General features: G+C 66.0%; 24 protein-coding genes (1 of these 24 cut by a window edge). 17 read left to right on the top strand and 7 right to left on the bottom strand.

Features of this window, described 5'->3' with window-relative positions:
- Positions 1-80: 80 nt before the first annotated feature.
- From P1IM2_RS04165 to P1IM2_RS04185, 5 genes are all read left to right on the top strand, one after another.
- Positions 81-833: an alpha/beta fold hydrolase gene (locus P1IM2_RS04165; protein WP_186401499.1), complete on the top strand. Its 753-nt coding sequence runs from the start codon at positions 81-83 to the stop codon at positions 831-833.
- Between the two features lie 76 nt (positions 834-909).
- Positions 910-2,754: a M2 family metallopeptidase gene (locus P1IM2_RS04170; RefSeq protein WP_186401500.1), complete on the top strand. Its 1,845-nt coding sequence runs from the start codon at positions 910-912 to the stop codon at positions 2,752-2,754.
- Between the two features lie 153 nt (positions 2,755-2,907).
- Positions 2,908-4,503 carry a helicase HerA-like domain-containing protein gene (locus tag P1IM2_RS04175; protein WP_409574524.1) on the top strand — a complete coding sequence of 532 codons (1,596 nt, stop codon included), beginning with the start codon at positions 2,908-2,910 and terminating at the stop codon, positions 4,501-4,503.
- Entirely contained in the window at positions 4,500-4,952 is a 453-nt protein-coding gene (locus P1IM2_RS04180; protein WP_186401501.1) for a hypothetical protein, read from the top strand. Before P1IM2_RS04175 ends, P1IM2_RS04180 begins: the two co-directional genes overlap by 4 nt.
- Positions 4,953-5,020: 68 nt before the next feature.
- Positions 5,021-6,307 carry a cytochrome P450 gene (locus tag P1IM2_RS04185; protein ID WP_062901455.1) on the top strand — a complete coding sequence of 429 codons (1,287 nt, stop codon included), beginning with the start codon at positions 5,021-5,023 and terminating at the stop codon, positions 6,305-6,307.
- Positions 6,308-6,484: 177 nt separating this feature from the next.
- Here P1IM2_RS04185 and P1IM2_RS04190 read toward each other — a convergent pair whose 3' ends face one another.
- Positions 6,485-6,895 (bottom strand): thioesterase family protein, encoded by a 411-nt coding sequence (locus P1IM2_RS04190; protein WP_186401502.1) that lies wholly within the window; start codon positions 6,893-6,895, stop codon positions 6,485-6,487.
- A 104-nt stretch (positions 6,896-6,999) separates the two neighbouring features.
- The gene (gene queF / locus P1IM2_RS04195; RefSeq protein WP_062901456.1) at positions 7,000-7,470 is read right to left on the bottom strand and encodes a preQ(1) synthase; all 471 of its coding nucleotides are present in this window, start codon (positions 7,468-7,470) and stop codon (positions 7,000-7,002) included.
- Positions 7,471-7,592: 122 nt separating this feature from the next.
- On the opposite strand from queF, the gene P1IM2_RS04200 reads away from it, so the two are divergent.
- The 4 genes from P1IM2_RS04200 (at position 7,593) to P1IM2_RS04215 (ending at position 12,613) form a co-directional block, all read left to right on the top strand.
- Positions 7,593-9,029, top strand: a complete 1,437-nt coding sequence (locus tag P1IM2_RS04200) for a hypothetical protein (RefSeq protein WP_186401503.1) — start codon at positions 7,593-7,595, stop codon at positions 9,027-9,029.
- Positions 9,030-9,238: 209 nt separating this feature from the next.
- On the top strand, positions 9,239-10,081 hold the full coding sequence (gene sseA / locus P1IM2_RS04205; RefSeq protein WP_062901458.1) for a 3-mercaptopyruvate sulfurtransferase: 843 nt from the start codon (positions 9,239-9,241) through the stop codon (positions 10,079-10,081).
- 7 nt (positions 10,082-10,088) lie between these two features.
- Positions 10,089-11,306: a cystathionine beta-lyase gene (gene metC, locus P1IM2_RS04210; protein ID WP_186401504.1), complete on the top strand. Its 1,218-nt coding sequence runs from the start codon at positions 10,089-10,091 to the stop codon at positions 11,304-11,306.
- The gene (locus tag P1IM2_RS04215) at positions 11,306-12,613 is read left to right on the top strand and encodes a mechanosensitive ion channel family protein (RefSeq protein ID WP_186401505.1); all 1,308 of its coding nucleotides are present in this window, start codon (positions 11,306-11,308) and stop codon (positions 12,611-12,613) included. The genes metC and P1IM2_RS04215 overlap by 1 nt, the downstream gene beginning before the upstream one ends.
- 18 nt (positions 12,614-12,631) lie before the next feature.
- Here the strand turns inward: P1IM2_RS04215 and ppa are convergent, their stop codons facing one another.
- A complete protein-coding gene (ppa, locus tag P1IM2_RS04220) occupies positions 12,632-13,168 on the bottom strand; it encodes an inorganic diphosphatase (RefSeq protein ID WP_003041938.1) in 537 nt (178 codons plus the stop codon).
- 94 nt (positions 13,169-13,262) lie between these two features.
- Positions 13,263-15,200 carry a M61 family metallopeptidase gene (locus tag P1IM2_RS04225; RefSeq protein WP_186401506.1) on the bottom strand — a complete coding sequence of 646 codons (1,938 nt, stop codon included), beginning with the start codon at positions 15,198-15,200 and terminating at the stop codon, positions 13,263-13,265.
- A 96-nt stretch (positions 15,201-15,296) separates the two neighbouring features.
- Between P1IM2_RS04225 and hisS the strand changes: the two genes are divergently transcribed.
- The 6 genes from hisS to P1IM2_RS04255 all read left to right on the top strand — a co-directional run bounded on the left by hisS (position 15,297) and on the right by P1IM2_RS04255 (position 22,573).
- A complete protein-coding gene (hisS, locus tag P1IM2_RS04230) occupies positions 15,297-16,544 on the top strand; it encodes a histidine--tRNA ligase (RefSeq protein ID WP_186401507.1) in 1,248 nt (415 codons plus the stop codon).
- Positions 16,544-17,614: a peptide chain release factor 1 gene (gene prfA, locus P1IM2_RS04235; RefSeq protein WP_186401508.1), complete on the top strand. Its 1,071-nt coding sequence runs from the start codon at positions 16,544-16,546 to the stop codon at positions 17,612-17,614. The genes hisS and prfA overlap by 1 nt, the downstream gene beginning before the upstream one ends.
- Positions 17,607-18,455 carry a peptide chain release factor N(5)-glutamine methyltransferase gene (prmC, locus tag P1IM2_RS04240; RefSeq protein WP_186401509.1) on the top strand — a complete coding sequence of 283 codons (849 nt, stop codon included), beginning with the start codon at positions 17,607-17,609 and terminating at the stop codon, positions 18,453-18,455. Before prfA ends, prmC begins: the two co-directional genes overlap by 8 nt.
- Positions 18,456-18,701: 246 nt before the next feature.
- Entirely contained in the window at positions 18,702-19,508 is an 807-nt protein-coding gene (locus tag P1IM2_RS04245; protein WP_186401662.1) for a DUF4167 domain-containing protein, read from the top strand.
- 114 nt (positions 19,509-19,622) lie between these two features.
- Positions 19,623-20,978: a DUF4139 domain-containing protein gene (locus P1IM2_RS04250; RefSeq protein ID WP_260833919.1), complete on the top strand. Its 1,356-nt coding sequence runs from the start codon at positions 19,623-19,625 to the stop codon at positions 20,976-20,978.
- Positions 20,979-20,986: 8 nt separating this feature from the next.
- On the top strand, positions 20,987-22,573 hold the full coding sequence (locus P1IM2_RS04255; protein ID WP_186401511.1) for a DUF4139 domain-containing protein: 1,587 nt from the start codon (positions 20,987-20,989) through the stop codon (positions 22,571-22,573).
- Positions 22,574-22,579: 6 nt separating this feature from the next.
- On the opposite strand, the gene P1IM2_RS04260 is transcribed toward P1IM2_RS04255, so the two are convergent.
- Both P1IM2_RS04260 and P1IM2_RS04265 read right to left on the bottom strand, forming a co-directional pair.
- Entirely contained in the window at positions 22,580-22,957 is a 378-nt protein-coding gene (locus P1IM2_RS04260; RefSeq protein ID WP_003041896.1) for an acyl-CoA thioesterase, read from the bottom strand.
- A complete protein-coding gene (locus tag P1IM2_RS04265; RefSeq protein WP_058812393.1) occupies positions 22,954-23,256 on the bottom strand; it encodes a hypothetical protein in 303 nt (100 codons plus the stop codon). Before P1IM2_RS04265 ends, P1IM2_RS04260 begins: the two co-directional genes overlap by 4 nt.
- A 132-nt stretch (positions 23,257-23,388) precedes the next feature.
- Between P1IM2_RS04265 and P1IM2_RS04270 the strand changes: the two genes are divergently transcribed.
- A complete protein-coding gene (locus P1IM2_RS04270; protein ID WP_062901466.1) occupies positions 23,389-23,814 on the top strand; it encodes a CBS domain-containing protein in 426 nt (141 codons plus the stop codon).
- A 54-nt stretch (positions 23,815-23,868) separates the two neighbouring features.
- A complete protein-coding gene (locus tag P1IM2_RS04275) occupies positions 23,869-24,798 on the top strand; it encodes a hypothetical protein (protein WP_186401512.1) in 930 nt (309 codons plus the stop codon).
- 15 nt (positions 24,799-24,813) lie between these two features.
- On the opposite strand, the gene P1IM2_RS04280 is transcribed toward P1IM2_RS04275, so the two are convergent.
- Positions 24,814-25,836: the 3' portion of a lipopolysaccharide biosynthesis protein gene (locus P1IM2_RS04280; protein ID WP_260833900.1), read on the bottom strand. The gene runs 504 nt beyond the window's last position; only the last 1,023 of its 1,527 coding nucleotides appear in the window; its start codon lies beyond the right edge, outside the window; it ends in the stop codon at positions 24,814-24,816.

The following is a 25,836-nucleotide window of genomic DNA, read 5'->3' on the forward strand; positions in this document are numbered from 1 at the left end:
GGTGTCGGCAAGTCCATGCGAACGCCGTATGAAGGCCGCGGCCGCTTGCCCTTGCGCGTCTTCCCCGCATAAGGACGGGCATGAGCATCGAACCGAAATTTTTCTACGCGCGCGACGGGGTGCGCCTGGCCTGGCGCGCAATGGGCGAAGGCCGGCCGATCCTGTTGCTGCATGGCCTGTTTTCGAGCGCCGAGGTCAACTGGATCAAATTCGGCACCGCGGCGCGAATCGCGCGTGAGGGATATCATGTCATCATGCCCGACCTGCGCGTCCACGGATCGAGCGCGGCGCCGCATGGAGCGGAGCATTATCCTTCCGACATATTGGTGGATGACCTGCAGGATCTGGTCGCGCATCTCGATCTTGCCGATTTCGACCTTGGCGGCTTCTCGCTCGGTGCGCGAACGAGCGTGCGCGCCGTTGTTGCGGGGATGCGCCCGGCGCGCCTCATCCTCGGCGGCATGGGGCTCGCTGGGCTCGCGGGGTGGCAGCGGCGCGGGCGTTTCTTCAAACGCGTGATCGCCGAATATGACAGCGCGAAGCGCGGCGACGACACATGGCTGTCGATCCAGTTCATGAAGACCATGAAGATCGACCGTGTCGCGGCGGGGCTTTTGCTCGACAGCTTCGCCGACACGCCGCCCGAAGCGCTGGCGGCGATCACCATGCCGACGCTGGTTGTGTGCGGCGAACAGGATGAGGACAATGGCTCGGCGCCCGAACTGGTCGCGGCGCTGGCCGATGCCGAACTCGCGACGATCCCCGGCACCCACATGTCGAGCGTCACCGAGCCCGAGCTGGGCGAGGCGATCGCGGCCTTTCTGACCGCTTGACCCCCCGGCGCCGACGCGCCAAGCTGGTTTTACGGCGCCGCAGAGCGCACCCCCAAAGTCCAGAGGATTGCACCCCATGAAAGCCATGATTTCGACTATGTCGCTTGCCCTGTCGCTCGCGCTCGCCGCACCGGCATATGCGCAGGACGATGCCGCCGCGACCGCGGCCCCTGCCGCCACGCCGACCGCCGCCGACGCCGATGCCTTCATCGCCGCCGTCGAGAAGGATCTGTTCGACTATACGGTCGAGGCGAGCCAGGTGAACTGGGTCAACGCCACCTACATCACCGACGACACCGACGCGATGGCGGCGCGGATCAATGCGGTGGGGACCGAAAAGTCGGTCAAATATGCACTCGAAGCCGCGAAATATATGGATGTGCCGGGGCTCAGCGCCGATACGAAGCGCAAGCTCGACATTCTGCGCACCGGCCTTGTCCTTCCCGCGCCGACCAAGCCCGGCGCCGCGACCGAGCTCAACACGATCGCGACCGACCTCCAGTCGCAATATGGCAAGGGTCGCGGCACGCTCGACGGCAAGGAAATCTCGGGCTCGGATATCGAGGCGGAGATGGGCAATCTTAAGCACACGCCCGCCGAATTCGCCGAAATGTGGACGAGCTGGCACGACAATGTCGGCGCGCCTATGAAGGATGATTATGCGCGCATGGTCGCGATCGCCAACGAAGGCGCAAAGGAACTCGGCTTTGCCGACACCGGCGCGATGTGGCGGTCGGGCTATGACATGTCGCCCGAGGATTTCGCCAAGACCACCGAACGGCTGTGGCAGGAAGTGAAGCCGCTCTACATGGCGCTTCACACCTATGTCCGCTGGAAACTCAACGAGAAATATGGCGATGCCGTGCAGCCGAAGACCGGCCCGATCCGCGCCGACCTGCTTGGCAATATGTGGGCGCAGGAATGGGGCAATATCTACCCGCTCGTCGCGCCGCCGGGATCGGGCGACCTTGGTTACGATATCGGCGATCTGCTCAAGGAAAAGGGCAAGGCGCCGCTCGACATGGTCAAGGCGGGCGAGAATTTCTACTCCTCGCTCGGCTTCGCTAAGCTGCCCGACACCTTCTGGAAGCGCAGCCAGTTCCTGAAGCCCGCCGACCGCGAAGTCGTGTGCCATGCCTCGGCCTGGGACGTCGACAACAAGGACGACATCCGCATCAAGATGTGCATCAAGGTGAACAGCGACGATTTCGTCACCATCCACCACGAGCTTGGCCACAACTATTATCAGCGCGCCTATAACAAGCAGCCGTTCCTCTATCTGAACGGCGCCAACGATGGCTTCCACGAAGCGATCGGCGACTTCATCGCGCTGTCGATCACCCCGCAATATCTGGTCGACATCGGCCTGCTCGACAAGGCGAAGGTGCCGAGCGCCGACAAGGATATCGGCCTGCTGCTGCGTCAGGCGATGGACAAGGTCGCCTTCCTCCCGTTCGGCCTGCTCGTCGACCGCTGGCGCTGGGGCGTGTTCGACGGCTCGATCAAGCCTGCTGATTACAACAAGGCCTGGACCCAGCTTCGCCTGCAGTATCAGGGCATCACGCCGCCGACCGCGCGCCCCGACAACGCGTTTGACCCGGGCGCCAAATATCATATCCCCGGCAACACGCCCTACACCCGCTATTTCCTCGCGCGCGTGCTGCAGTTCCAATTCTATCAGGCGGCGTGCAAGCAGGCGGGGTGGAAGGGCCCGCTCCACCGTTGCTCTTTCTATGGCAACAAACAGGTGGGGCAGAATCTGAACGCGATGCTCGAAATGGGCGCCTCGAAGCCATGGCCCGACGCGCTCCAGGCTTTCACCGGCAGCCGCGACATGTCGGGCAAGGCGATGATGGAATATTTCGCCCCGCTCAAGAAGTGGCTCGACGAACAGAATAAGGGCAAGCCGTCGGGCTGGTAAGGCACGCGGAGCCGCAAGCAAGGGGCCGGAAAGCCATCTTTCCGGTCCCTTTGCATGTCGGCGGGGTAGGGGCTGCCGCCGCTTTGCCGATTGCCTGATTTCCTGCGCCGTTCTAGGCTCTTGGCCGGGTGCCCCGAGCGGAGGAATGCAGCAGTGAGCGACGGCAGCGAAGCGACCGAAATTTACATCGGCCTGGGCGGGGGCGGTGCGCCCGACGGGCCGCGCCAGTCGCTGGTGCTGAAGCGCGCGAACCGCCACGGGCTGATCGCGGGCGCGACCGGGACCGGCAAGACGGTGACGCTGCAAGGACTGGCCGAGGGCTTCTCGGCGGTCGGCGTGCCGGTTTTCGTCGCCGACGTGAAGGGCGACCTTTCGGGGCTCGCGATGGCGGGCAGTCCGACGTCGAAACTGCACGAGGTCTTTGCCAAGCGCGCGGCCGAAATCGGCGACAGCGACTGGGCCTATCACGACAATCCGGCGATCTTCTGGGACTTGTTCGGCGAGCAGGGCCATCCCATTCGCACCACAATTTCCGAGATGGGGCCGCTGCTGCTCGCGCGGCTGATGGATCTCAACGAGGTGCAGGAAGGGGTTTTGTCGATCGCCTTCCGCGTCGCCGACGAACAGAATCTGCTGCTGCTCGATATGGGCGATCTGCAGGCGATGCTCGCCTGGTGCGCCGAAAATGCCGGCGATCTGTCGACCAAATATGGCAATGTGACCAAGGCGACGGTGGGGACGATCCAGCGCCAGCTCTTGTCGCTGCAAAGCCAGGGCGGCGACCATTTCTTCGGCGAACCCGCGCTCGACATCATGGACATGATCCAGTGCGACGATAAGGGCCGCGGCTATGTGAACATCCTTGCCGCCGACAAGCTGATGGCCAGCCCGAAGCTTTATGCGACTTTCCTGCTCTGGCTGCTGTCCGAGATGTTCGAGACGCTTCCTGAAATCGGCGATCCCGACAAGCCGACGCTAGTCTTCTTCTTTGACGAAGCGCATCTGCTGTTCGACGACGCGCCGCCCGCGCTGGTCGACAAGATCGAACAGGTCGTGCGCCTGATCCGATCGAAGGGTGTCGGCGTCTATTTCGTGACGCAGAACCCGATCGATGTGCCCGAAGAAGTCGCAGGGCAGCTCGGTAACCGCGTCCAGCACGCGCTGCGCGCCTTTACCCCGCGCGACCAGAAGGCGGTGAAGGCGGCGGCCGACACCTTTCGGCCCAATCCGAAGGTCGATGTCGCGCGCGAGATCACCGAGCTCAAGGTCGGCGAAGCGCTGGTCTCGCTGCTCATGCCCGACGGCGCGCCCTCTCCGGTCGAGCGCACGCTGATCAAGCCGCCCTGCTCGCGCGCCGGTCCGCTCGACCCCAAGGAGCGCGCGATCATCCAGTCGATCTCGCCGGTCGCGGGCAAATATGACACACTCGTCAATCGTGAAAGCGCCGAAGAACTGCTCGCCGCCAAGGCCGAGCAGGCGCAGGCGGCCGCCGCTGAAGCCAAGGCGCAGGAGGAAGCCGACAAGGCGGCGGCAATCGCAGCGAAGGAAGAGGCCAAGCGCAAGGCCGCCGACGAGCGCGTCCGCCTGCAACAGGAACGCGCCGCGGCGCGCGAGGCGGCGAAGCCGAGCATGGCCGAAAAGATGATGGAATCGGCGGCGCGCTCCGCCGCGACGAGCCTCGGCCGGCAGGTTGCGGGCAAGTTCGGCGGCCAGTTGATGCGCGGCATATTGGGCAGCCTGTTCAAATGACCGCCGGCGATGCCGCGCGGATGGAGGCGGCGCTGCTCGCCGTCGCCGACGCGGGCATCGACATTCGCCATGCGCTGTTCGATCGGTTCCTCAATGCCTTCCCGCAGCGACGCGCCGCCTTTCTGAACCTCGATGCGGCGTCGCGGCGCATGACCAACGAGACGTTGCAGGCGATGTTCGGGCTGGCGCAGGGCGAAGGCTGGGTCTGGCCGCAGATTGCCGAACTGGTGGTGACGCATCGCAACTATGGAGCGCTGACGGCGGCCGAATATGACGCCTTCGTCGATATGGCGGTCGATGCGCTTGCGGTGGCGGCGGGCACCGCATGGGACGCGGATTGCAACGCCGCCTGGCGCCGTCAGGCCGCGGCGCTCAAGGCGATGATCCACCGCGCACTCGCCGAATGGCAGGCGGCGCTTCCCGAGGCGCACCGCCAGGCGGCCGGCTGATCCGAGCCCGCGCCCGCGGCGCGCTATTCCATCTCGACAGGCGCCGAGGCTTCAGGCAATTTGGTTGCATGACAAAACCTATATTGCCTGGAGAGGTAGCCGCCGCCGTCGTCGATCCCGCCGCTTACGGGGCATGGGACGGCTTGCACGAACAGCTTTCCTGGGCGCGCGCCAATGCGCCGCTCGCGGTAGCCGAGAACCCGGACTATGATCCCTTCTGGCTGGTGACGCGGCACGCTGACGTAATGGCGATCGGCCGCGATCCGCAGCGCTTTGCCAATGCAGTGCGCCCGACTGTGCTCACCAATCGCGATGGCGAGGCGCTCGCCCGCGCCGCGACGCCGGGCAATGACGGGCATCTGATCCGTTCGCTCGTCCAGATGGACGCGCCCGACCATATGAAATACCGGCTGCTGACGCAGAGCTGGTTCATGCCCAAGAATCTGAAGCAGGTCGAAGACCGCATCCGTCAGATCGCACGCGAGACGGTAGACAAATTGCTCGCGACCGGCGGCGAATGCGATTTCGCGCGTGACGTCGCGGCGCATTACCCGCTGCATGTCGTGATGGACATATTGGGGGTGCCGCCGGAAGACGAGCCGCGAATGCTGATGCTGACCCAGCAATTGTTCGGATCGACCGACCCCGACCTCAACCGCAGCCGCGAGGCGATCACCAGCGCCGAACAGGCGATCGCCATGCTCCACTATGTCATCGCTGATTTCGAAAATTATTTCCGCGAACTGACCGCTGACCGCCGCGCCAATCCGCGTCAGGATATTGCGACGGTGATCGCCAATGCGACGATCGACGGCGGTCAGATCCCTGACCGCGAACTTGCAGGCTATTATATGATCATCGCAACGGCGGGGCACGACACGACGAGTGCGTCAACCGCCGGCGCGATCATGGAGCTGGCAAAGAATCCGGCGCTTTTCGAACGCTTTCGGGCCGCCGACAGCGACAAGGCGGGGCTGATCGAAGAGGCGATCCGCTGGACGACGCCGGTGCAGCATTTCATGCGCACCGCGCGGGCCGATGTCGAGATCGGCGGGCAGCAGATCCGCGAAGGCGACTGGCTGATGCTCAACTATGTCTCGGCCAACCGCGACGAGGCGGTGTTCGGCGACCCCTTTGCCTTCGACCCCGACCGTGCGAAGAATCAGCAGATCGCCTTCGGCTTCGGCGCGCATGTGTGCCTCGGCCAGCATCTGGCGCGCATGGAAATGCGGATCATGATGGAAGAATTGCTGCCGCGCCTGAAAAAGCTCGAACTCGCGGGCGAACCGGCGCGCGTCGAATCGGTGTTCGTCGGCGGCTTGAAGCGCCTGCCGATCCGGTTCGAAGCGGCGTAGGGGGGGTGTAAGCGACTGAAGCTTGCCGGGCTGACCGAAGGAACGAGCGTCCCGAGTCGCTATTGTGTTCCCCGGCGAAAGCCAGGGGCCCAGAGCGTCGAACGCTGACGTTGGAGTTTTAAAGCTCCGGACCCCGGCTTTCGCCAGGGAACAGCAAACTGCCGCAAGGACGCTACCCTAAACCTTCTCGCCCGGAAAGAAGCGCGCGATCACATCGCTGGCGAGGCGCGCAGGGCGCAGCGTCTCGGCGTCGATGCAGCACCAGCTCGATTTGACTTCGGCGAGCACCTCTTCGCCGCGCTTTATGATCGTTTCATAGAAAGCGCGCGCGCCCTGGACCTTTTCCAGGATCACCGTCGCGATGACCTCATCGTCGAGAAAGGCTGGGCGGCGATAGGTGATTTCATGCTTCAGCGCGACCCACAGATGCTGGGCCACCGCCTCGGGCGGCGCGATCTTTCGCCAGTGCGACAGCACTGCATCCTGCACCCAGCTTAGATAATGGGCGTTGTTGACGTGGCCCATGAAGTCGATGACCTCGGGGCCGACGGTGATGTCATGGTCGTGGGGAAGCGCGGCGCTGCTCATATCGTTGACACTAGTGTCAACAATTCGTGACGGAAAGATGAAATCCGATTCTTTTCTGGTCCGGTCTTGGGAAGGACCATCTTCTGCGTCGGCGAAGAATGCACTCAGCCGCGGCCGCGATAGGGCGCGACCCCCTGATCGGGCAGCCACAGCCCCAGGGGCGGCGGCCCCGATTGCCAGAACACGTCGATGGGAATGCCGCCGCGCGGATACCAATAGCCGCCGATGCGCAGCCATTGCGGCTGCATCTCGTCGAACAGGCGGCGGCCGATACCCACGGTGCAGTCTTCGTGAAAGCCTGCATGGTTGCGGAAGGAGCCGAGGAACAGCTTGAGGCTTTTCGATTCGACGATCGTCTCTCCCGGCGCATAGTCGATCACCAGATGCGCGAAGTCGGGCTGCCCGGTAACGGGGCAGAGCGAGGTGAATTCGGGCGCGGCAAAGCGCACGAGATACAGCTCTCCGGCGCGCGGATTGGGGACATAGTCGAGCAATGCCGCCTCGGGCGAGGCAGGCAGTTCACTCGATTGGCCGAGATGTTTGGGCTGAAGCGGCGTATGGCTGGAATCACTCATGGCTTTCGTCTAGTGCGGCGCGCAGCCGATGTCACCGTCGATCGGGACGGGATGGCGGCGCGAAGCGCCCGTGCGATACGCAAGGCGCAGGCCATACAGAGTTTTCGGGATCGCATTACATCATGACGAAGCGGAGTTTCGGGCGGACAGCGAAGATGGCGCGGCTATCGACCGCCGCGCTGGCGGCGGTGCTGATTGCGGGGGCAGCGGGAACGCCCGCGCTGGCACAGCAGGACGAAACGCCCGCCCCGACCCCGGCGCCATCTGCCACCAGTCCGTCGACCTTCCGCCTGCCGTCGACCAACGATGGCCGTACCACGGGGATGCAGGGTCCCGCGGACAATGGGATTCCGCCGCTTGCGCCGGGCGAGCGCCGCGGGACTCCGGCACCGACGCCTGCGCCGACCGTGGTCGTCCCCACGCGCCCTGCGCCCGCGCCGACGGCCCAGCGTCCGACCGCGACCACGCCGGCGCCGACCCCCGCGCCCACGCCGACGCGCCGCGATACGCCCGCCGCCGCATCGACGCGCGCGCCTTCCGCGGCGCCTGCGCCCGCGCCGACTCCGGCACCGACCGCATCGCAGGGTGCGCCCGCCGCGACCTCGCCGACCGACGATGCCGCCACGCTGCCGGGCTTCACCAGCGATCCGACGAGCGCAGCGGGCACCCTCGATGCGCCGGTGCAGCCGTCGGACGAGGCAGCCGGTGCGGCGGCGCCGACCGACAAGGGCGCGGTACCGATCTGGGCGTGGCTGCTCGCGGGACTCGCCGCTGCCGGGGCGGGGCTATGGTATTGGCGCCGCCGTCCAGCGCCCGCCGCCGACGCCCCGGCTGATTATGATCAGCCCTCGCCGCCGCCCGCACCGCGTGCCGCCGTTCCTGCACCGCGCGCCGCGCCGCAGCCAGCGCCGCAGCCTGCTCCTCCGGCGCCGCAACCCGCGCCGCAACCGGATCGTGGGCCCCAGCCGCAATTCCGGCCGACGCCGCTTCCGGTGGCTTCGCCGCCCGTTCCCTCCCCGCTCGTCACGCGCCCCGCCGCAGAACGACGCGCGCAGGTGTCGATGGCGTTCGAGGTGCGCGACATTCGCCTGACGTCCGAACATCTGGTCGTGTCCTTCACGCTCAACCTGCTGAACGAGGGGCTGCTCGACGCCACTGGCCTCCTCGTCCGTATTGCGCTGCATCAGGCGTCGGCGATGCCCGAAGCGGTGCTCGCGCGCTTTTTCGACGGCGCGGGGGGCAGCGTGCTGCGCGACGACATGACATTGGCGGCGGGCGCGGGCGAGGCGCTGACGACCGAGGTGATGTTGCCGCGGGCGATCGTCGAGCCGCTGGTGATCGCCGGCCGCCCGATGCTGATCCCGGTCATAGCGCTCGACGTCACCTATCATTGGGATGGCCCTGGCGAAGCCTTTGGCCAGAATGCCGGCAGTTTCGTGCTCGGCCGCGAACAGGGGACGAGCGGCAGCGACAAGCTGGCACCGCTGCCCTTCGATCGCCCGATGCTGGTCATCGACCGCCCTGGTGCACGCACGACCGCCGTGCGCCGGATGCAGTGATTCCCCGCGTCGCGCGGGCGCCATGCTCCGCTTTACCTCTGCTTTTGTGTTGCGGCGCAGCATTGACTGGGGCAGAGCGCCACTGCGCTTGAAAAAGCGCAGGTGGGGGCATAGGCTGATGTTCCCCGGAAAGATTAAGAGCCACAGCAGGATGGCCGGCGGAGGGAATGGATAGAAGGTCCACCGCCCGGTCGTAACAGGAGCATGACATGGACGCCTTGGTTTCTACCGAATGGCTGGAACGCGAACTGGGGGCATCGGACCTGCGGGTTGTCGATGCGACGAAATTCATGGCGGGAACCGACCGCGACGCGCGGGCCGAATATGAAGCCGGCCATATCCCCGGCGCGGTGTTCATGGACCTGACCGAACTGGCCGACGCGACGAGCGCGGTCGAAAATATGGCGCCGCCGCCCGAAAAATTCGCGAGCCGCATGCAGTCGCTCGGCCTCGGCGACGGCAGCCGGATCGTGATCTATGACGACAGCCCGCTCAAGAGCGCGGCGCGTGCCTGGTGGCTGCTCAAACTGTTCGGCGCGCATGATGTCGCGCTGCTCGACGGCGGCCTCGCCAAGTGGAAGGCCGAAGGGCGCCCGCTCGAAATGGGCAAGCAGACGCTGCGCCACCGCCACTTCACCGTTTGGCGCGACGCGAAGGCCGTCCGCACCAAGGATCAGATGCTCGCCAATGTCGATGGCGGCACCGAACAGGTTGTCGATGCGCGCCCGGCGGCGCGCTTCACGGGCGAGGAACGCGATCCGCGTCCGGGCATGGCACCGGGACATATTCCCGGTTCGCGCAGCCTGCCGCACAGTCAGCTGTTCAACGACGATGGCACGTGGAAGCAGGGCGATGCGCTGAAGGCGGCTTTCGATGCCGCCGGGATCGATCTCGACAAGCCGCTCGTCGCGACCTGCGGCAGCGGCATGACCGCGACCGTCCTTGCCTTTGGCGCGCATCTGCTCGGCAAGGATGATGTCGCCGTTTATGACGGCAGCTGGAGCGAGTGGGGCGCCGACGCGGCCACCCCGAAAGCGACCGGCGCGGCCTGACCGGGCGGTGGCCGGCCCGGCGGACAAGGATGATCGACGCCGCCCCGCGACGAAGCTCGTGCAGGGCGGACGGCGGCCCGAATGGACGGGTGACCCTCGGCTTGGCGGGGGCATCGTCAATCCGCCGGTCTGGCGTGCCTCGACGATCCTTTATGACAGTATCGCCGATCTGAAGGCGCGCGGCCATGCGACGCACGACAAGCTCTATTACGGCCGCCGCGGTACGCCGACGGTATGGGCGCTTGCCGACGCGCTGACCGAACTCGAGCCGGGCGCGGAGGGCACGCTGCTCTATCCTTCGGGCGTTGCAGCGATATCGGCGGGGCTGCTTGCGCTGCTCGCGCCGGGCGATCATCTGCTGATGGTAGACAGCGCCTATGAACCGACGCGAAGCTTTTGCGACGGCATGCTCGCGCGGTTCGGCGTGCGGACCAGCTATTATGATCCGTGCGTCGGCGCGCGCATCGCCGATCTGATCGAACCCGAAACGCGGCTGATCTTCCTCGAATCGCCGGGCAGCCTGACCTTCGAGGTCCAGGATGTGCCAGCGATCACGCGCATCGCCCGCGAACGCGGCGTCGTGACGATGCTCGACAATACCTGGGCGACCCCGCTGCTCTTTCCGGCGATCGCCCATGGCGTCGACGTGACGATGATGAGCCTGACCAAATATGTCGGCGGTCACTCGGACGCGATGATGGGATCGCTCACCGCGACGCGCAGCCTCTGGCCGCGGCTGCGGCAGGCGACCTATCAGCTCGGCCATTCGGTATCGCCCGACGATTGCGCGCTGATGCTGCGCGGACTGCGCACGCTCGATGTGCGGCTGGAGCGCCACGGCGCCAATGCGCTTGCGGTGGCGCGTTGGCTTGCGGCGCGGCCCGAGGTCGGGCGGGTTCTCTATCCGGCGCTCGCGGACGATCCGGGCCATGCGCTTTGGACGCGCGATTTTTCGGGGGCGAGCGGCCTGTTCGGCTTTACGCTGAAAGGCGCGGGCGATGCTGCCCGCGCGCGCTTTATCGACACGCTCGCTCTGTTCGGCATCGGTTTCAGCTGGGGCGGCTTCGAAAGCCTGGTGGTACCAAGCGATCCGCAGACGATTCGCACCGCGACCGATTGGACCGATCCCGATGCGCTCATCCGCCTGTCGATCGGGCTCGAGGATCCGGTCGACCTGATCGCCGATCTCGAACGCGGATTCGCGGCGCTCGGCGGCGCATCTTGATGGACGCGCTGCTCCTCCGGCTGGGCTTGCCGCGCATGGCGGAGGCCCAGCTGGCGGAGCTCGGCGTCGCCGCGATGATCGCCGGAGCGGCCTTGATCGTCGGCTGGACGCTGAAGGTTCGGCTCGGGCCGCAGCTGGCCAACTGGCTCCATGGCCGCGAACGCCATTCGCGCGGGCCGCTGACCGAACGAGCACCCGCGATTCTCGGCTGGCTGGTCGCGCTTCTGATCGCCGGAATCGGCTGGAGCGCCTGGGCCTGGACGCCCTATCCCGCGCTGCTGCTCGGGCTGGTGCTCGCTTTCTCGGCCGCGGCGACGGCGCGCAATCTGGTGCTGGGCGTCGGGCTGGGCCGCGTTCCGGCGCTGATGCTGGCGGCGGTGCTGTTCGTGGCGCTGTTGTCGCACGTCGTCGGCGGACTGGAGACCCTGCAGGACCGGCTCGATGCGATCGGCTTCAGCGCCGGGCGCATGCATGTCTCGCTGCTGTCGCTCATCAATATCGCCCTGACGGCGCTGGTGCTGTTCCTGCTGGTGCGTATCGCCAACCGGGTCGTGCGGCGCGTCGTGCGCGGCGGTCCCGACCTCGATCCCACGCAGCAATTGCTGGTCGAAAAGATCGCGAGCGTTGTGATCGTGATTGCGGCCTTTTTCGTCGGCATCGACCTGCTCGGCATCGATCTGACCGCCTTTGCGGTCTTTTCGGGTGCGCTCGGGCTCGCCGTCGGTTTCGGCCTGCAAAAGACGTTCGGCAATCTGATCGCCGGAATCATCCTGCTGATGGATCGGTCGATCAAGCCGGGTGATGTCATCGTCGTCGCCGATGCGGTGGGACGGGTGAACAAGATCGGGGTGCGCGCGGTGTCGGTCATCACGCGCGATGGCAAGGAACATCTGATTCCGAACGAACTGCTGATGACCGAGCGGGTCGAGAATTGGAGTTATTCGAGCCGCGAAGTGCGAATCAAGATGGCGGTCGGCGTCAGCTATGACAGCGATCTGCGGCTGGCGCAGCGATTGATGCTCGAGGCCGCCGACGAAGCGCCGCGCGTTCTCAAAAAGCCCGCCCCGGTGTGCTGGATCACCGGTTTCGGCGACAGCGCGGTCAACCATGAACTGCGGCTGTGGATTTCGGACCCCGAAGGTGGGCTCGGCAATATCCAGGGCGACGTTTTTCTCCGCATCTGGGACAAGTTCAAGGCGGCGGGAATCGAGATTCCCTTTCCGCAGCGCGACGTCCATGTCCGCTCGCTGCCCGAAAAAACGCCCGCCGCGGCAAAGCCGAAGCGGGCGTCTCGAAAGCCGGGCTGAGCGATACCGCTGCCCGCGTCAGAATCCCTTGGCCTTGGCGCGTTCGATTCCCTGAAGAATGATCGCCTTGGCTTCGTCGACGTCGCCCCAGCCGCCAAGTTTCACCCATTTGCCGGGTTCGAGATCCTTGTAGTGCGCAAAGAAATGCTCGATCTGCTGCAGCACGATTGGCGGCATGTCGGAGTAGCTTGCGACGTTCGCATAATAAGGGAAGGTCGAATTGACCGGCACGCACAGAAGCTTTTCGTCGCCGCCGCCATCGTCTTCCATTTTGAGGACGCCGATCGGGCGGCATTTGACGACCGCACCGGCAACCACCGGCGACCGCGCAACCACCAAGGCATCGAGCGGATCGCCGTCTTCGCCCAGCGTATGCGGAATGAAGCCATAATTGGCGGGATAGCGCATCGGCGTGTGCAGGAAGCGATCGACGAACAGCGCGCCCGACGCCTTGTCGAATTCATATTTCACCGGCTCGCCGCCGATCGGCACCTCGATCAGCACGTTGAGGCTGTCGGGCGGACTGTCGCCGGCGGGGATCAGGTCGATGCGCATGGGAGAATATCCTTATCTGGTGATTTGCGCGCGCCTTTAGCGCCCGTGGGCGCCGAAAGTCGAGGCCATTACGACCAAAGATAGGCCGGCGCGATCAGAGCGCGCGTTTGGGCGCGAGCAGCCGGTCGAACCAGTCGGGCCCCGTGCCGACCTTTTCAAGGTGCGGCCAGCGCAGCCCGCCATGATAGTCGATCTCGACCGTCCGGTAGCGGCCGCCGCGTTCGACGAGCAGCCGAACCGGTGTCTTGCCGTCGGCGGCGGCACGGATCGCCGCCTCGAGCCGCTCGCGGTTATAGGCCATGCCATCGACCGCGAGGATTTTGGTGCCGTTTATGATGTCGGCGCGAAAGGCGGGGCCGTCCCACAGGATGCTGCCGGCGACGCCGTCCTTGTCCACCGTCATGCCCAGCGAATGGGTGAGGTCGAAATTCTTCGCCCGTGCCATCCGCGCCCGGTCATAGGCGTTGGGAGCATCGCGCCAGACAAGGCGGTAGCCCGCCTTTTCGATACCGCCAACGGGCGCCGGTTGGCCCGGTTCCTGAAGCCGCGTGCGCAGGAACTTGTCCCAATCATAGGGATAGACGGCGTTGAGCGCCGCGACGACATCGGCAAAATTATAGGTAACCTCGCCCCAGTCGCCGTCGCGGCCGCCGAAGAAGCCGCGCGCGAAATCATCGAGGCTCTTGGCATTGTTGGTCGCGTTTCGAATCAGCATGTCGGCCTCGAGCCAGACAAGCGAGCCTTCGTTGTAATAATCCTCGGTGCGCGTCGCGCTGGGGAAGGGGCGCGGCTTGCGCGCCGCGATCACCGGATCGAGCGTCGTATCCTCGACCGATCGCCATGCGCGCCCGGGCTGGACGCTGTAGAAGGCGGCGTTGCTCGCCCATTCGCCGAGGATCGTGTCCTTCGACTGCATCCCCGACCGGCCGGCGAGAACCAGATCCCAAAAGCTCGTCTGGCCTTCATAGACCCACAGCAGATTGCCCTGCATCGGGGTGCGATAGTCGGGGGTCCATAATTTGTCGGGGCGGCGATATTTGCCGTTCCAGCTATGCACGAATTCGTGCGGCAGCAGCCCGCGATCCGAATCGCCATCATCCCATTTGATGAAATAGTCGGTGCCGCGGCTGTTCTCGCTGCTGCGATGATGCTCAAGGCCAATGCCGCCCAGCTCGTCGGTCAGGGCGAGCAGAAATTCGTATCGGTCGAAATGCTTCGTCCCGAACAGCGCCAGCGTTTCCGACACCAGCGCCGCGTGCCGCGCGATCTGGTCGGGCGTCGCGTCGAGATATTTGGCCTCATCGGCGACGACGTTCAGCGTGACATTCTGACCCAGATCCCATTTGCGGAAATAGCGCCCCGCAAACATCGGGCTGTCGACCAGCGTTTCATAGCTCGTCGGCGCATAGCTGTAGCGGTTGCCCGAAATCTTGAGCCCGTCGAGCGCTGCGGCGCCGGTCCAGCCTTCGGGCAGCGTCAGGTCGAGCTGGACCGGAATCTGGCGCGTGAAATAGCCCGCGGGGTACATGCTGACCTGTTCCCATTGCAGGTTCATCATCGCCGGCGTCACCACGACCCGACCCTCGCTGCTGCGCGTCGGCGACAGGAAGTCGAAGGCGATGTCGATGTTCTTGGTGCCGGCGGGCACGTCGATGTCGAAGGCGTAGACGTCGGTCGGTTGCCGCGTCCAGCCGAGCGGCTGGCCGCCGGCGCTCGCCTTGAACCCCGCTATTTCGGCGATTGCGCCGCGCGGTGCGTGCTTGCCGGGAAGCCATTGCGGATAGAGCAGGGTGAATTTGCCCGCGCGCGGCACCGGAATGGTCTGGCGCACGCGATAGATGCCGCGGGCAAAGTCGGTCGCATCGACCTTGAGCAGCATCATGCCGGGATAGGGTTTGTCGGCGGGCAGCGGGATCACATGGGGCTGAACCACCGGTTGCGGTCGGCTGTTGGCCTCCTGGGCGGCGGTGGCGGATACAAACAGGGCGGGGGCCGCAATCAGCGCGGCGGCGACGAACGGTGCTTTTTTCATGGGCAGCGACTCTGCCGCCAAATGCCGCCGCCGTCCAGCGCGGGCTTGCGCAAGCGCGCTTTGCCTTTCGCCGAAAAAAGATTAGACGCGCGGCGCATGAGCAAGGACAAAAACGCGAAGATCAGCGTCCCCCAGCCGGTGCGCGGCACCCAGGACATGCTCGGCGATTTCGCCGACCGGTTCGCGCATGTCGTCGACGCGTTCGACCGGGTGCGCCGCCTCTATGGTTTCAAGCGCGTCGAGGTGCCGGTGATCGAGCCGACCGCGGTGTTTGCCCGCTCGCTCGGCGAAACGACCGACGTCGTGTCGAAGGAAATGTATTCGTTCGAGGATCGCGGCGGCGAATCGATCACGCTGCGCCCCGAATTCACGGCCGGCATCGCGCGCGCCTATATCACCAACGGCTGGCAGCAGTTTGCGCCGCTGAAGGTCGCGACGCACGGTCCGCTGTTCCGGTACGAGCGCCCGCAGAAGGGCCGCTACCGCCAGTTTCACCAGCTCGATGCCGAAGTGATCGGCAGCGACAGCCCGCTCGCCGATGCCGAACTGCTCGTCTTCGCCGACCAGCTTTTGAAGGAGCTGGGCGTCGCCGACGGCGTGACGCTGACGCTCAACACGCTGGGCGATGCGCCAAGCCGCGATGCGTGGCGCGCGGCGCTGGTCGAGCATTTCGAGGCCCACAAGGGCGACCTGTCCGAAGACAGCCTGGCGCGGCTCGACAAAAATCCGCTGCGGATACTGGACAGCAAGGATCCCAAGGATCGCCCGGTTGCCGACAGCGCCCCCGACATCGACGCGTTTCTGACCGCCGAAGCCCAGGATTTCTTTGGCGCGGTCACGTCCGGTCTCGACGCCGCGGGCGTCGCGTGGGACCGCAACGCGCGGCTGGTGCGCGGGCTCGACTATTACCGCCACACTGCCTTTGAGTTCGTCACCGACCGGCTGGGCGCCCAGGGCACCGTGCTCGGCGGCGGGCGCTACGACGGCCTTATCGAAGCGCTCGGCGGCCCTCCGACCGCGGCGGTCGGCTGGGCGGCGGGGATTGAGCGGCTGGCGATGTTGCTTGGCGACGATGCGATCGACACACGCCTCGACGCGGTGATTGCGGTCGAGGACGATGGCCAGCTCGCACTTGCGATGCGGGCTCTTGCAGCGCTTCGTACCGGAGGCTTCGCCACCGAAATTGTGGCGACCGGGTCGCCGCGCAAGCGTTTCGACAAGGCTGCAAAAATTCCGGCGCAAGCGCTGGTGTCAATCGGAACGCGCGACGGTTCGCCGCATGTCAACGTGCGCGGCGACGGAGAGCGGGCGCGCGCGATCGAGGCGCTCGTCCGCGCACTGTGATGACCAGCGTTTCCGAAAAACAGATCGACGCCATCATCGAACGGCATGCCGCGCTGCAGGCGCGCATGGCGACGGGCGATATGGCGCCCGCCGATTTCGTTGCGGCATCGAAGGAATTTGCCGAGCTCGAACCGGTCGCCAGGGCGGCGGCCGAAGTGATGCGGCTGCGCGGTGAGCTGGCGTCGCTCGCCGAGATGCTCGCCGATCCCGAGATGAAGGCGATGGCCGCCGAGGAAATCGCCGCGCTCGAGGAAGCGCTGCCCGCCGCCGAACATGACCTTGCCATCAAGCTGCTGCCCAAGGATGTCGCCGACGAACGCGCCGCGATGCTCGAAATCCGCGCCGGCACGGGCGGCGACGAGGCGGCGCTGTTCGCGGGCGACCTTTTGCGCATGTACAGCCGCTATGCCGACAGCCAGGGCTGGAAGGTCGAGATCATCTCGGCCAACGAGGCCGAGGTTGGCGGCTACAAGGAAGTTGTCGCGTCGGTGAGCGGTCAGGGCGTCTTTGCGAAACTGAAATTCGAAAGCGGCGTCCACCGCGTCCAGCGCGTGCCGGTCACCGAAAGCGGCGGGCGCATCCACACCAGCGCTGCGACCGTCGCTGTGCTGCCCGAGGCTGAAGAGGTCGACGTTGCGATCAACGACAATGACCTCAAGATCGATATCTACCGCGCGTCGGGCGCCGGCGGCCAGCACGTCAACACGACCGATTCGGCGATCCGTATCACGCATATCCCCTCCGGCCTGGTCGTGATTCAGCAGGACCAGCGTAGCCAGCACAAGAATCGCGCCAAGGCGATGCAGGTGCTGCGCGCGCGGCTCTATGATCTGGAGCGCGAGAAGATCCACAGCGCCGAGGCATCGGCGCGCAAGTCGATGGTCGGGTCGGGCGACCGGTCGGAGCGCATCCGCACCTATAATTTCCCGCAAGGCCGCGTCACCGATCACCGCATCAACCTGACGCTCCACCGCCTGCCCGAGATATTGGAAGGGCAGATGGACGAACTGATCGACGCGCTGATCGCCGAGGATCAGGCGCAGCGGCTGGCGGGGCTTGCCGATGGCTGACCGGCGCGGCGAGGCGGATAATAATCTGCGCACCGCGACAAATCTCCTGTCCGCGACGAGCGACACGCCCCGGCTCGATGCCGAATTGCTGATGGCGCACGCGCTCGGGATCGACCGCCAGGCCCTGTTGCTCGATTCTTCGCGCTATGAGGTGCCCGAGAGTTTCGTGCAGCTGGTCGCGCGGCGCATGGGCAGCGAGCCGATCGCCTATATTGTCGGCTATCGCGATTTCTGGACGATCCGCCTCGAAGTGGGCCCCGGCGTACTAATTCCGCGGCCCGACAGCGAAACGCTGATCGAGGCCGCCATCGCGCTTGCGCGCGGGCGCGAGGCGGACTGGCCGCGCAACATCCTCGATCTGGGCACCGGTCCGGGAACGCTGCTGCTCGCGGCGCTCGACGCTTTTCGGGGCGCGACGGGGCTGGGAGTCGATGCGTCGGAACAGGCGCTCGCCTATGCCCGCGACAATGCGGAAGCGTTGGGCTTCGCGGCGCGGACGACGTTCCGCGCGGGCGACTGGGCGGCGGGGCTCGATGGCGCGTTCGACCTCATTTTATGTAACCCGCCCTATATCGCCGACGACGAGGCGCTGATGCCTGACGTTGCCGATCATGAACCCGCAGAGGCGCTGTTCGCGGGCGCCGACGGGTTGGACGACTATCGCCGGATCATTCCCGATCTGCCGCGCCTGCTGGCACCCGGCGGAGCCGCGATCCTTGAAATCGGGCATCAGCAACGCATATCGGTGTCGCAGCTGGCCGAGGCGGCGGGTTTCGCCGTCGCCTGTCGCCGCGACATCGGCGGCCGCGATCGGGCGCTGGTGCTGACCCGGCCCGAATGATGCAGCGCAAGAATTTGCTTGGTTTCCGCCGCAAAGCCCTGTAGGGGCGGCCTACAGACCCGAGCGGGAACCTTCATTGGTCCGGCCGGTCTGCTTCCCACTTGCGATGCTCGTGCGGGGCTTTGGCCCGGTGCAGGCGGTAAGGGCAAAAACCGCGCGGCAAGCGCGGGCGCGGCGCGCAAATGGCGCGGTCGGCCAAAAGGGGTTGGCGTAGCTTATCAGCTTATCAGGATGTCTCAGTTGAACATGAACAACCGGCAGAGCGGTCGCCGTCGCGGCCGCAACAATAACAACAACCGTTCGCAGTCGGGTGGCGGCCGCGGCGGTGTCGACCAGGCCAATCGTATCGACAGCCGGGCGCGCGGCAACGCGGCGCAGATGATCGAGAAATACAAGAATCTCGCGCGCGACGCCCAGCTTTCGGGCGACCGTGTCCAGACCGAATATTATCTTCAGTTTGCCGACCATTATTTCCGCGTGCACAGCGATTTCCGCGCCCGCCAGGAAGAACGGAACGGCGGCGCGCCGGATCGCAACGATCGCCAGCGCGAAATTCGCGGCGTCGAGGATTTCGACGCGCACGACGACACCGATCTCGATAGCGACGACAATGACGGCGACCGCGATCAGAGCGAGAGCCGCGACCGCCAGGGCGACGACAATCGCGGCAACCGCCGCGATCGCGACCGCAATAATGACCGCAACAATGATCGCAACAATGATCGCGGCAACGACCGGGGCAACCGTCGCAACAATCGCGATGCGGCGCGCAGCGATGACGATGCCGGTGGCGATGGCGAGAGCTCGACGGAAGCTGAAGCGAGCGAAGAGGCTGCACCGGCGCCGCGCCGCCGCGGCCCGCGCCGCGCCCGGCCCGAAGCTGCCGCGGAAGACAGCAGCAGCATCGACAGCGCCGCGCTGCCCCCCGCGATCGGGCGCAGCGAGCGCGCCGCCGAGGCTGAAACCGCCGACGCCGATGCGCCCGCGCCGAAGGCGCGCCGAACCCGCCGCACGCTCGCCGCGCGCGACACCGGGGTCGAAGCGGCCGAATAAGCCCGCGATTTCGCACTGGTTTTTACCAGCGACATGACCTAGCCTCCCGCCATCGTTCGCGATGGCTGGGGGAGAATATCGATGCGCCGGTTGGTCTTGGCTTTGGGCCCGGTGATGCTTGCCGGACTTGCACATCCCGCCTTGGCGCAGGACGGCGACCCTGCCACCGCGCAGGGCGATGTTGCGGTTACTATCTATAATAATGGCCAGTCGCTGGTGCAGGACGCGCGCCAGCTCTCGGTCACGCGCGGCCGCAACCGGATCGAATTTCCCGACGTTTCGGCGCGCATCCGGCCCGAAACGGTTACGCTCTCGGGTACCGGCCTCTCGATCGTCGAACAGAATTTCGATTTCGACCTGCTCACCCCCGACAAGCTCATGGACAAGGCGGTCGGCCAGTCGGTGACGCTGGTCCGCACCAATCCCGCGACTGGCGCGGAGAAGAGCGAGCGGGCCAAGGTGCTTGCGGCGAACGGCGGCATCGTTCTGCAGATCGGCGACCGGATCGAGGTGTTGCGCGACGACGGCCTGCCCGTGCGCACCGTGTTCGACCGCCTGCCGCCCAATTTGCGCGCGCGGCCGACGCTGTCGGTGACGGTCGACGCTGCCGAGGCGGGCGCGGTGCCGGCGCGACTTTCCTATCTGACGCCCAATCTGGGCTGGACCGCCGATTATGTCGCGCTGTTCGATGCGGCGAAGGGCGCGATGGATCTTCAGGGCTGGGTGACGCTGACCAACACGACGGGTACGACTTTCACCAATGCGCGCACCCTCTTGGTGGCGGGCAATCCCAATGGCGGCGGTGGCGGCTTCACCCGGCTTGCCGGGACGATGGACAGCGCGGGCACCGAATCGAACGATCGCGAGCGGCTGGGTGACTATTATCTCTATCCGCTGCCCGCACGCACCACGATCGCCAATGCGCAGCAGAAGCAGGTCAGCTTCCTCGACGTGAAGAGTGCGCCGGCTAAGTCGACCTATGAATTCACCAATCGCTGGCTCGGCAGTAGCAACGATCCGGTCAGCGCGGCGAGCGTGCTGCGCTTTTCGACCTCGCGCCAGGGCGGGCTCGGTGACCAGCTGCCCGCGGGAACGATCCGCGTCTATATGCGCGACGCGCGCGGCGATCCGCAATTCATCGGCGAAAATCGCATCGACCATACCCCGATGGGTTCGGCGATGTCGCTGCGCACCGGCGATGCGTTCGATGTCAAGGTGCTGCCCACCATCGTCTCGCGCACGCGCAAGGGCGATTCGCGCTGGGTGACGAAGATGAAATATACGCTCAGCAACGCCCGGCCGGGTCCGATCACGGTCCAACTGGCACAGGACGGGCTGTGGGGCGATGTGCGGATCGTCGACGAAAGCATGAAGAGCGAACGCGTCTCCGCCGACCGCGTCGAATGGCAGGTGCCGGTCCCCGCCAACGGCAAGGCCGACGTCACCGTCACTTTCGACACCCGCTACTGAGCTGCGGCGTGGCGCGCGGCTGGCCGCTGTTGATCTGGGCCGCGGCGCTGCTCGCGCCGCCGCCGGCGCTTGCGCAGACCGAGCGCCCGATCGTCGTTTCGGCGGCGGCGCAGGATGTCGCGGTCACCGTCTATCGCGCGCCGAATCGCGGTAGCGGGCCAATCGATCCGCGCTGGCCGCGCGGCTTTGCCTTCATCACCGAAAGCCGCCGCGTGACGCTGCCCGCCGGGGTGTCGGTCGTGCGCTTCGAAGGCGTGGCCGAAGGACTGCTCCCCGAAACCGCTGTGGTGAGCGGGCTTCCCGACGGGGTAATCGAAAAGAACCGCGATGCTCGCCTGCTTTCCCCCGCCGGGCTCGTCGACGCTTATCTGAAGCGCCGCGTGACGCTTCGCCGCACCAATTTGAAGACAGGCAAGGCGATCGAGCAGGAGGCGGTGATCCAGGCCGGACCCAATGGCGGGGTCATCCTGGAAACCGCGAACGGGATCGAAGCGCTCGGCTGTTCGGGCCTGCCCGAACGCATGCTCTATCCGCGCGTCCCCAAGGATCTGTCGCCGCGTCCGACGCTGTCGGTGCTTGTCGAAAGCACAGCTCCGCGCACCGTCACCATTCAGCTTCTCTATCTGGCCGAAGGGTTCGACTGGGCGGCCAATTATGTCGCGAATCGCGGCGCCGACGACAAGACGCTCGACCTTACGGGATGGGTCACGGTCGCCAATGGCGGCGTGACGAGCTTTCCCAATGCCCAGCTCAATGTCATCGCCGGGCGGCTCAACAAGATGTACAGCCCGCCGCTGCCGCGCAGCACGGCGGGGCCGCTGGTGCTCAAATGCTGGCCGATGGATATCACGAGCACGCATCCCTATTGGGAGCTGCCGCCGATCGACGAGTATGAAAATTACGCCGCCGATGCAGCGCAGGAGGTCGTCGTTACCGCCCAGCGTCGGGGAGCTGCGATGCGCGCGCCGCCCGCTCCGGCCGCCCCGCCTCCCCCGCCACCACCTCCCCCGCCGCCGCCTCCCGAGGATCTTGGCGACCTCAAATTCTATCGCATCCCCTTTCGCGTCGATGTCGCGGCAAAGGGGCAGAAGCAGGTGGCGCTGCTCGCGCAGGGCGGTGTTGCGGCCGAACAGCTCTATGCGGGGTCGCTTTATAATTATGGCAATGGGCGGCCGCAGCCGCTGACGACCCGGCTGCGGGTCCAGAATCGCAAGGCGGACGGGCTTGGCCTCGCGCTTCCCGCGGGGGCGGCGATGGTCTTCGAAACGGTCGCGGGCGAGCCGCTGCTGGTCGGCGAGGCGAAAATCGGCGACAAGGCCGAGGGCGAGCGCGTCGATTATGATCTGGGGGCGAGTCCCGCGGTCCAGTATCGCACCGTCGTCCTTCCCGATTCGGATGCCGACCACCGGCTGTGGCAGGTGACGCTGACCAACGCGCGCCCGACCGACGCCGAGGTGGAACTGCTCATTCCCTTTGCCATTGACCCTGCCCCCGACGGCTGGGAGCGGCGCGGCAACAGCTGGGTCTGGCGCGTCCGCGTTCCAGCGAACGACCGCATCGAACAAAGCTTTCGCGAAGACCGCAAGGGCGGCTGAGTGCGATCAGGCCGGCGGCAGCGGGCGCGGCCGGTGATTCTCGTCGAGCGCGACGAAGGTGAACAATCCCTCGGTGACCTTCACCTGCTCTTCGCCGCGGCCGCGGGTCGCGATCACCTCGATCCGGATGCCCATCGATGTGCGGCCGCGCCGTTCGAGATGGGCATAGACCGAGATGATGTCGCGCAGCAGGATCGGCGCGATGAATTCCATCGCCTCGATCGCCACCGTCGCGGTCGGCCCCTGCGCGATTCGCGCGGCGACGATCCCGCCCGCAATATCCATCTGCGCCAGCACCCAGCCGCCAAAGATATGGCCGTTGCTGTTGATGTCGGCTGGCTGCGGCACGACGCGCAATATGGGGTCGCGAGGATTGTCGGTCATGGGTTGAGGTCCGGGTCGTCCTTGAAGGGATCGTCGATCGATTCGTCGTGGCCGCTGCCGCTCGACAGAAAGACAAGTCCCATCAGCGCCGCGCCGAGCATGACCGAGAGGCCGACGCCCGCGGCGGTCGCGATCATCATGTGGATTGTCAGCGCCTCGCCCATGGTGAAGCGCAGCCAGCTCAGCGCGCCGACGACGGCGAGCAGCGAGACGATGCTCATCCCGCGCATCAGCCGGCGATAGCGCGCCCAGGCGACTTTCGAGGTATCGCGATTGTCGAGCGGCGAAGGTTTGACCATGCGCGCTTCCATGAACCAAGCCGCGGGCAAGGCCAAGCGGTAATGGCGACCCCCCGTTCGTTTCGCGCCCGCCGCGAATCATGATAGACTGCGTGGGCAACGACAGGACAATCGGGAAAGGAGCGCCAGCGCATGACGATCGGAGCGATTCTTCAGGGGCGGAGCGGTGCAGTGGTCGCGGCACGGACCGACGATATGGTGCGCGCGGTCGTCGATCTGCTTGCCCAGCATCGGATCGGTGCGGTGCCGGTACTCGACGGCGATTCGCTGGTTGGCATATTTTCCGAACGCGATTTCGTGCGCCTCGTCGCTTCCTACGGTCCCGAGGCGCTCGACCGCCGGCTCGACGAGGTGATGACGCGATCGCCGGTGACCTGCGGTCCGGACATGGCGGTGATCGGCGCGCTGTCGCAGATGACGCAGAAGCGGATTCGCCATTTGCCGGTAGTCGATGGCAGCCGCCTGGTCGGATTCGTCTCGATCGGCGACCTCGTCAAATATCGTATAGACAAGATCGAGGCCGAGGCGGCGGCGATGCGCGACTATATTGCCGGCTGACCCGCTGCTTCGGCTCCTATTGAAAATTAATCGGTTGGCGGTAACGCGAAGACTATGAAGCGCGTCGTCGACCGGATCCAGTGGTATCGCAAGCAATGGGCGCATCGGCGGCTGGCCGCCGGCGTGCTCAAGGCACGCCCCATCGTGCCCGCCGACGACGGCGTCATCTATTTCTCGATGATCGGTACGCGCGTGCTGCTGCCCTATCTCGTGTCGATCAAGTCGCTGTGGCACCAGGTGCCGCGCGGCCGTGTCGTGATTCTGGACGACGGCACGCTCACTGATGCTGACCGCAAACTGCTCGCTCATCATCTCGGCGATCCCGAGATTCGGGCGATCGCGGCGGTCGATACCGGCGATTGTCCGCGCGGCGGGACGTGGGAGCGGTTGCTGACCATCCTCGACCTGCGCGCGGACGCCTATGTCGTCCAGGTCGATTCGGACACGGTGACGGTCGGCCCGCTTCCCGAAGTCGCCGCGGCGATCGATGCCGGGCGCAGCTTTACGTTGAAGGGCGAGGCCGCCTCGCAGATCCTGCCGCTGGCGACAATCGCCGCGCAGGCGATCGAATCGCAGCGCTTCACCAATCCCGCGGCGCATGTGCAGGGGGCGATCGAATCGGGGATGGACCGGCTCGATCTGCCGGAGCTGGCGTCGCCGGCCTATGTACGTGGCTGCTCGGGGTTCGCGGGCTTCGCGCCGAGCGGTGAGGGGCGGCGAATCGCCGAAGCCTTTTCGCGCGAGGCGACGGCGCTGCTCGGCGCCGAGCGCTGGGCGCAATGGGGCAGCGAGCAGGTGACGTCGAACTTCGTCATCGCGAATCAGCCCGACCCGCTGTTGTTGCCCTACGAGCGCTACATCAATTTCTGGAACGAAGGCGTGCCGGAAGATGCGCGCTTCATCCATTTCATCGGGACGCACCGCTTTACCGGCGGCGCCTATGCCGATGCGACGCGACGCGCCGTCGCGATGCTGCCGCGCTGACGCAGCGGCGCCGGGTCAGGCCGCGGGATTGCCGCGCGCCATCGCGACCAGATCGCCGATCGTCTCGCGCGCGAAGAGCATGAGCCCGCCGACATAAGTCAGCGCGCCGATTCCGACGAGCAGGGCGAGCCGGGGCGCCATCGAAACTTGGGCGAGCAGGCGGCCGGCGACCATCACGGCGGCCGCCATCGCCATCGCGACGAGCACCGAGGGCAGGATGGCGCGGAGCAGGGCACCCGCGCGCATCCCGATCACCGGAAGCGACCGCCACGCGGCGAAAGCGAACAGGGCCGGATAGGCGGCGATCCATGCCGCGGCGATCCCGGCGATTCCCCAATGGCCCCCGACGAGAAACGCGACCGGCATGATGAGCGCGCCGATCGCGGCGTTGCGCAGCGCGATCTCGGGCCGGCCCATCGCGTCGGTCGCGGGTTGCAGCAGCGTGAAGAGGGTCCAGAAAGGCATGGCGATCGCGAGCAGACGAATCAGCGGAATGGCGCCGGCCCATTTGTCGCCGAGCAGGACGAGGACAAGCGGTTCGGCAACGACCGCGAGCCCCAGAAAGAAGGGCATCGCCGCCGCCATGATCGCGCGCACCGCGCGGGCGAAGGGGCCGGCCAATCCTTCGGCCTCGTCGCGCAGCCTCGAATAGGCGGTGAAGGCGACTTCGTTGAGCGGCGGAATGATCTTGTTGTTGAAGATCTGCGTCAGGAACAGCGCAGTCGTGTAAACGCCGACCAGATGCGCGTCGAAGAGGCGCCCGGCGACCAATATGTCGGCCTGCGACTGGATGAAGCCGAAGAACTGGCCGATGGCGACGAGTCCGCCATAGCGCGCGATCGTGCCGGCGCCGCGGAAATCGAACGACGGCAGCATCCATGACCGCGAGACGATGGTGAAGCCGAGCGCGCGCGTCGTGAACATCGCGATCGGCGCCCAGACGAGCGCCCAGACACCCCATCCTGCGAGCGCGCCGCTCAAGGCGACCGCCGCGCCGATCAGCGAGCAGAGGATATTGACCTGCGCTTGGCGCCGGAA

This window comes from Sphingopyxis sp. P1IMeth2 (genome assembly GCF_900185685.1).
GTDB lineage: Bacteria > Pseudomonadota > Alphaproteobacteria > Sphingomonadales > Sphingomonadaceae > Sphingopyxis > Sphingopyxis terrae_A.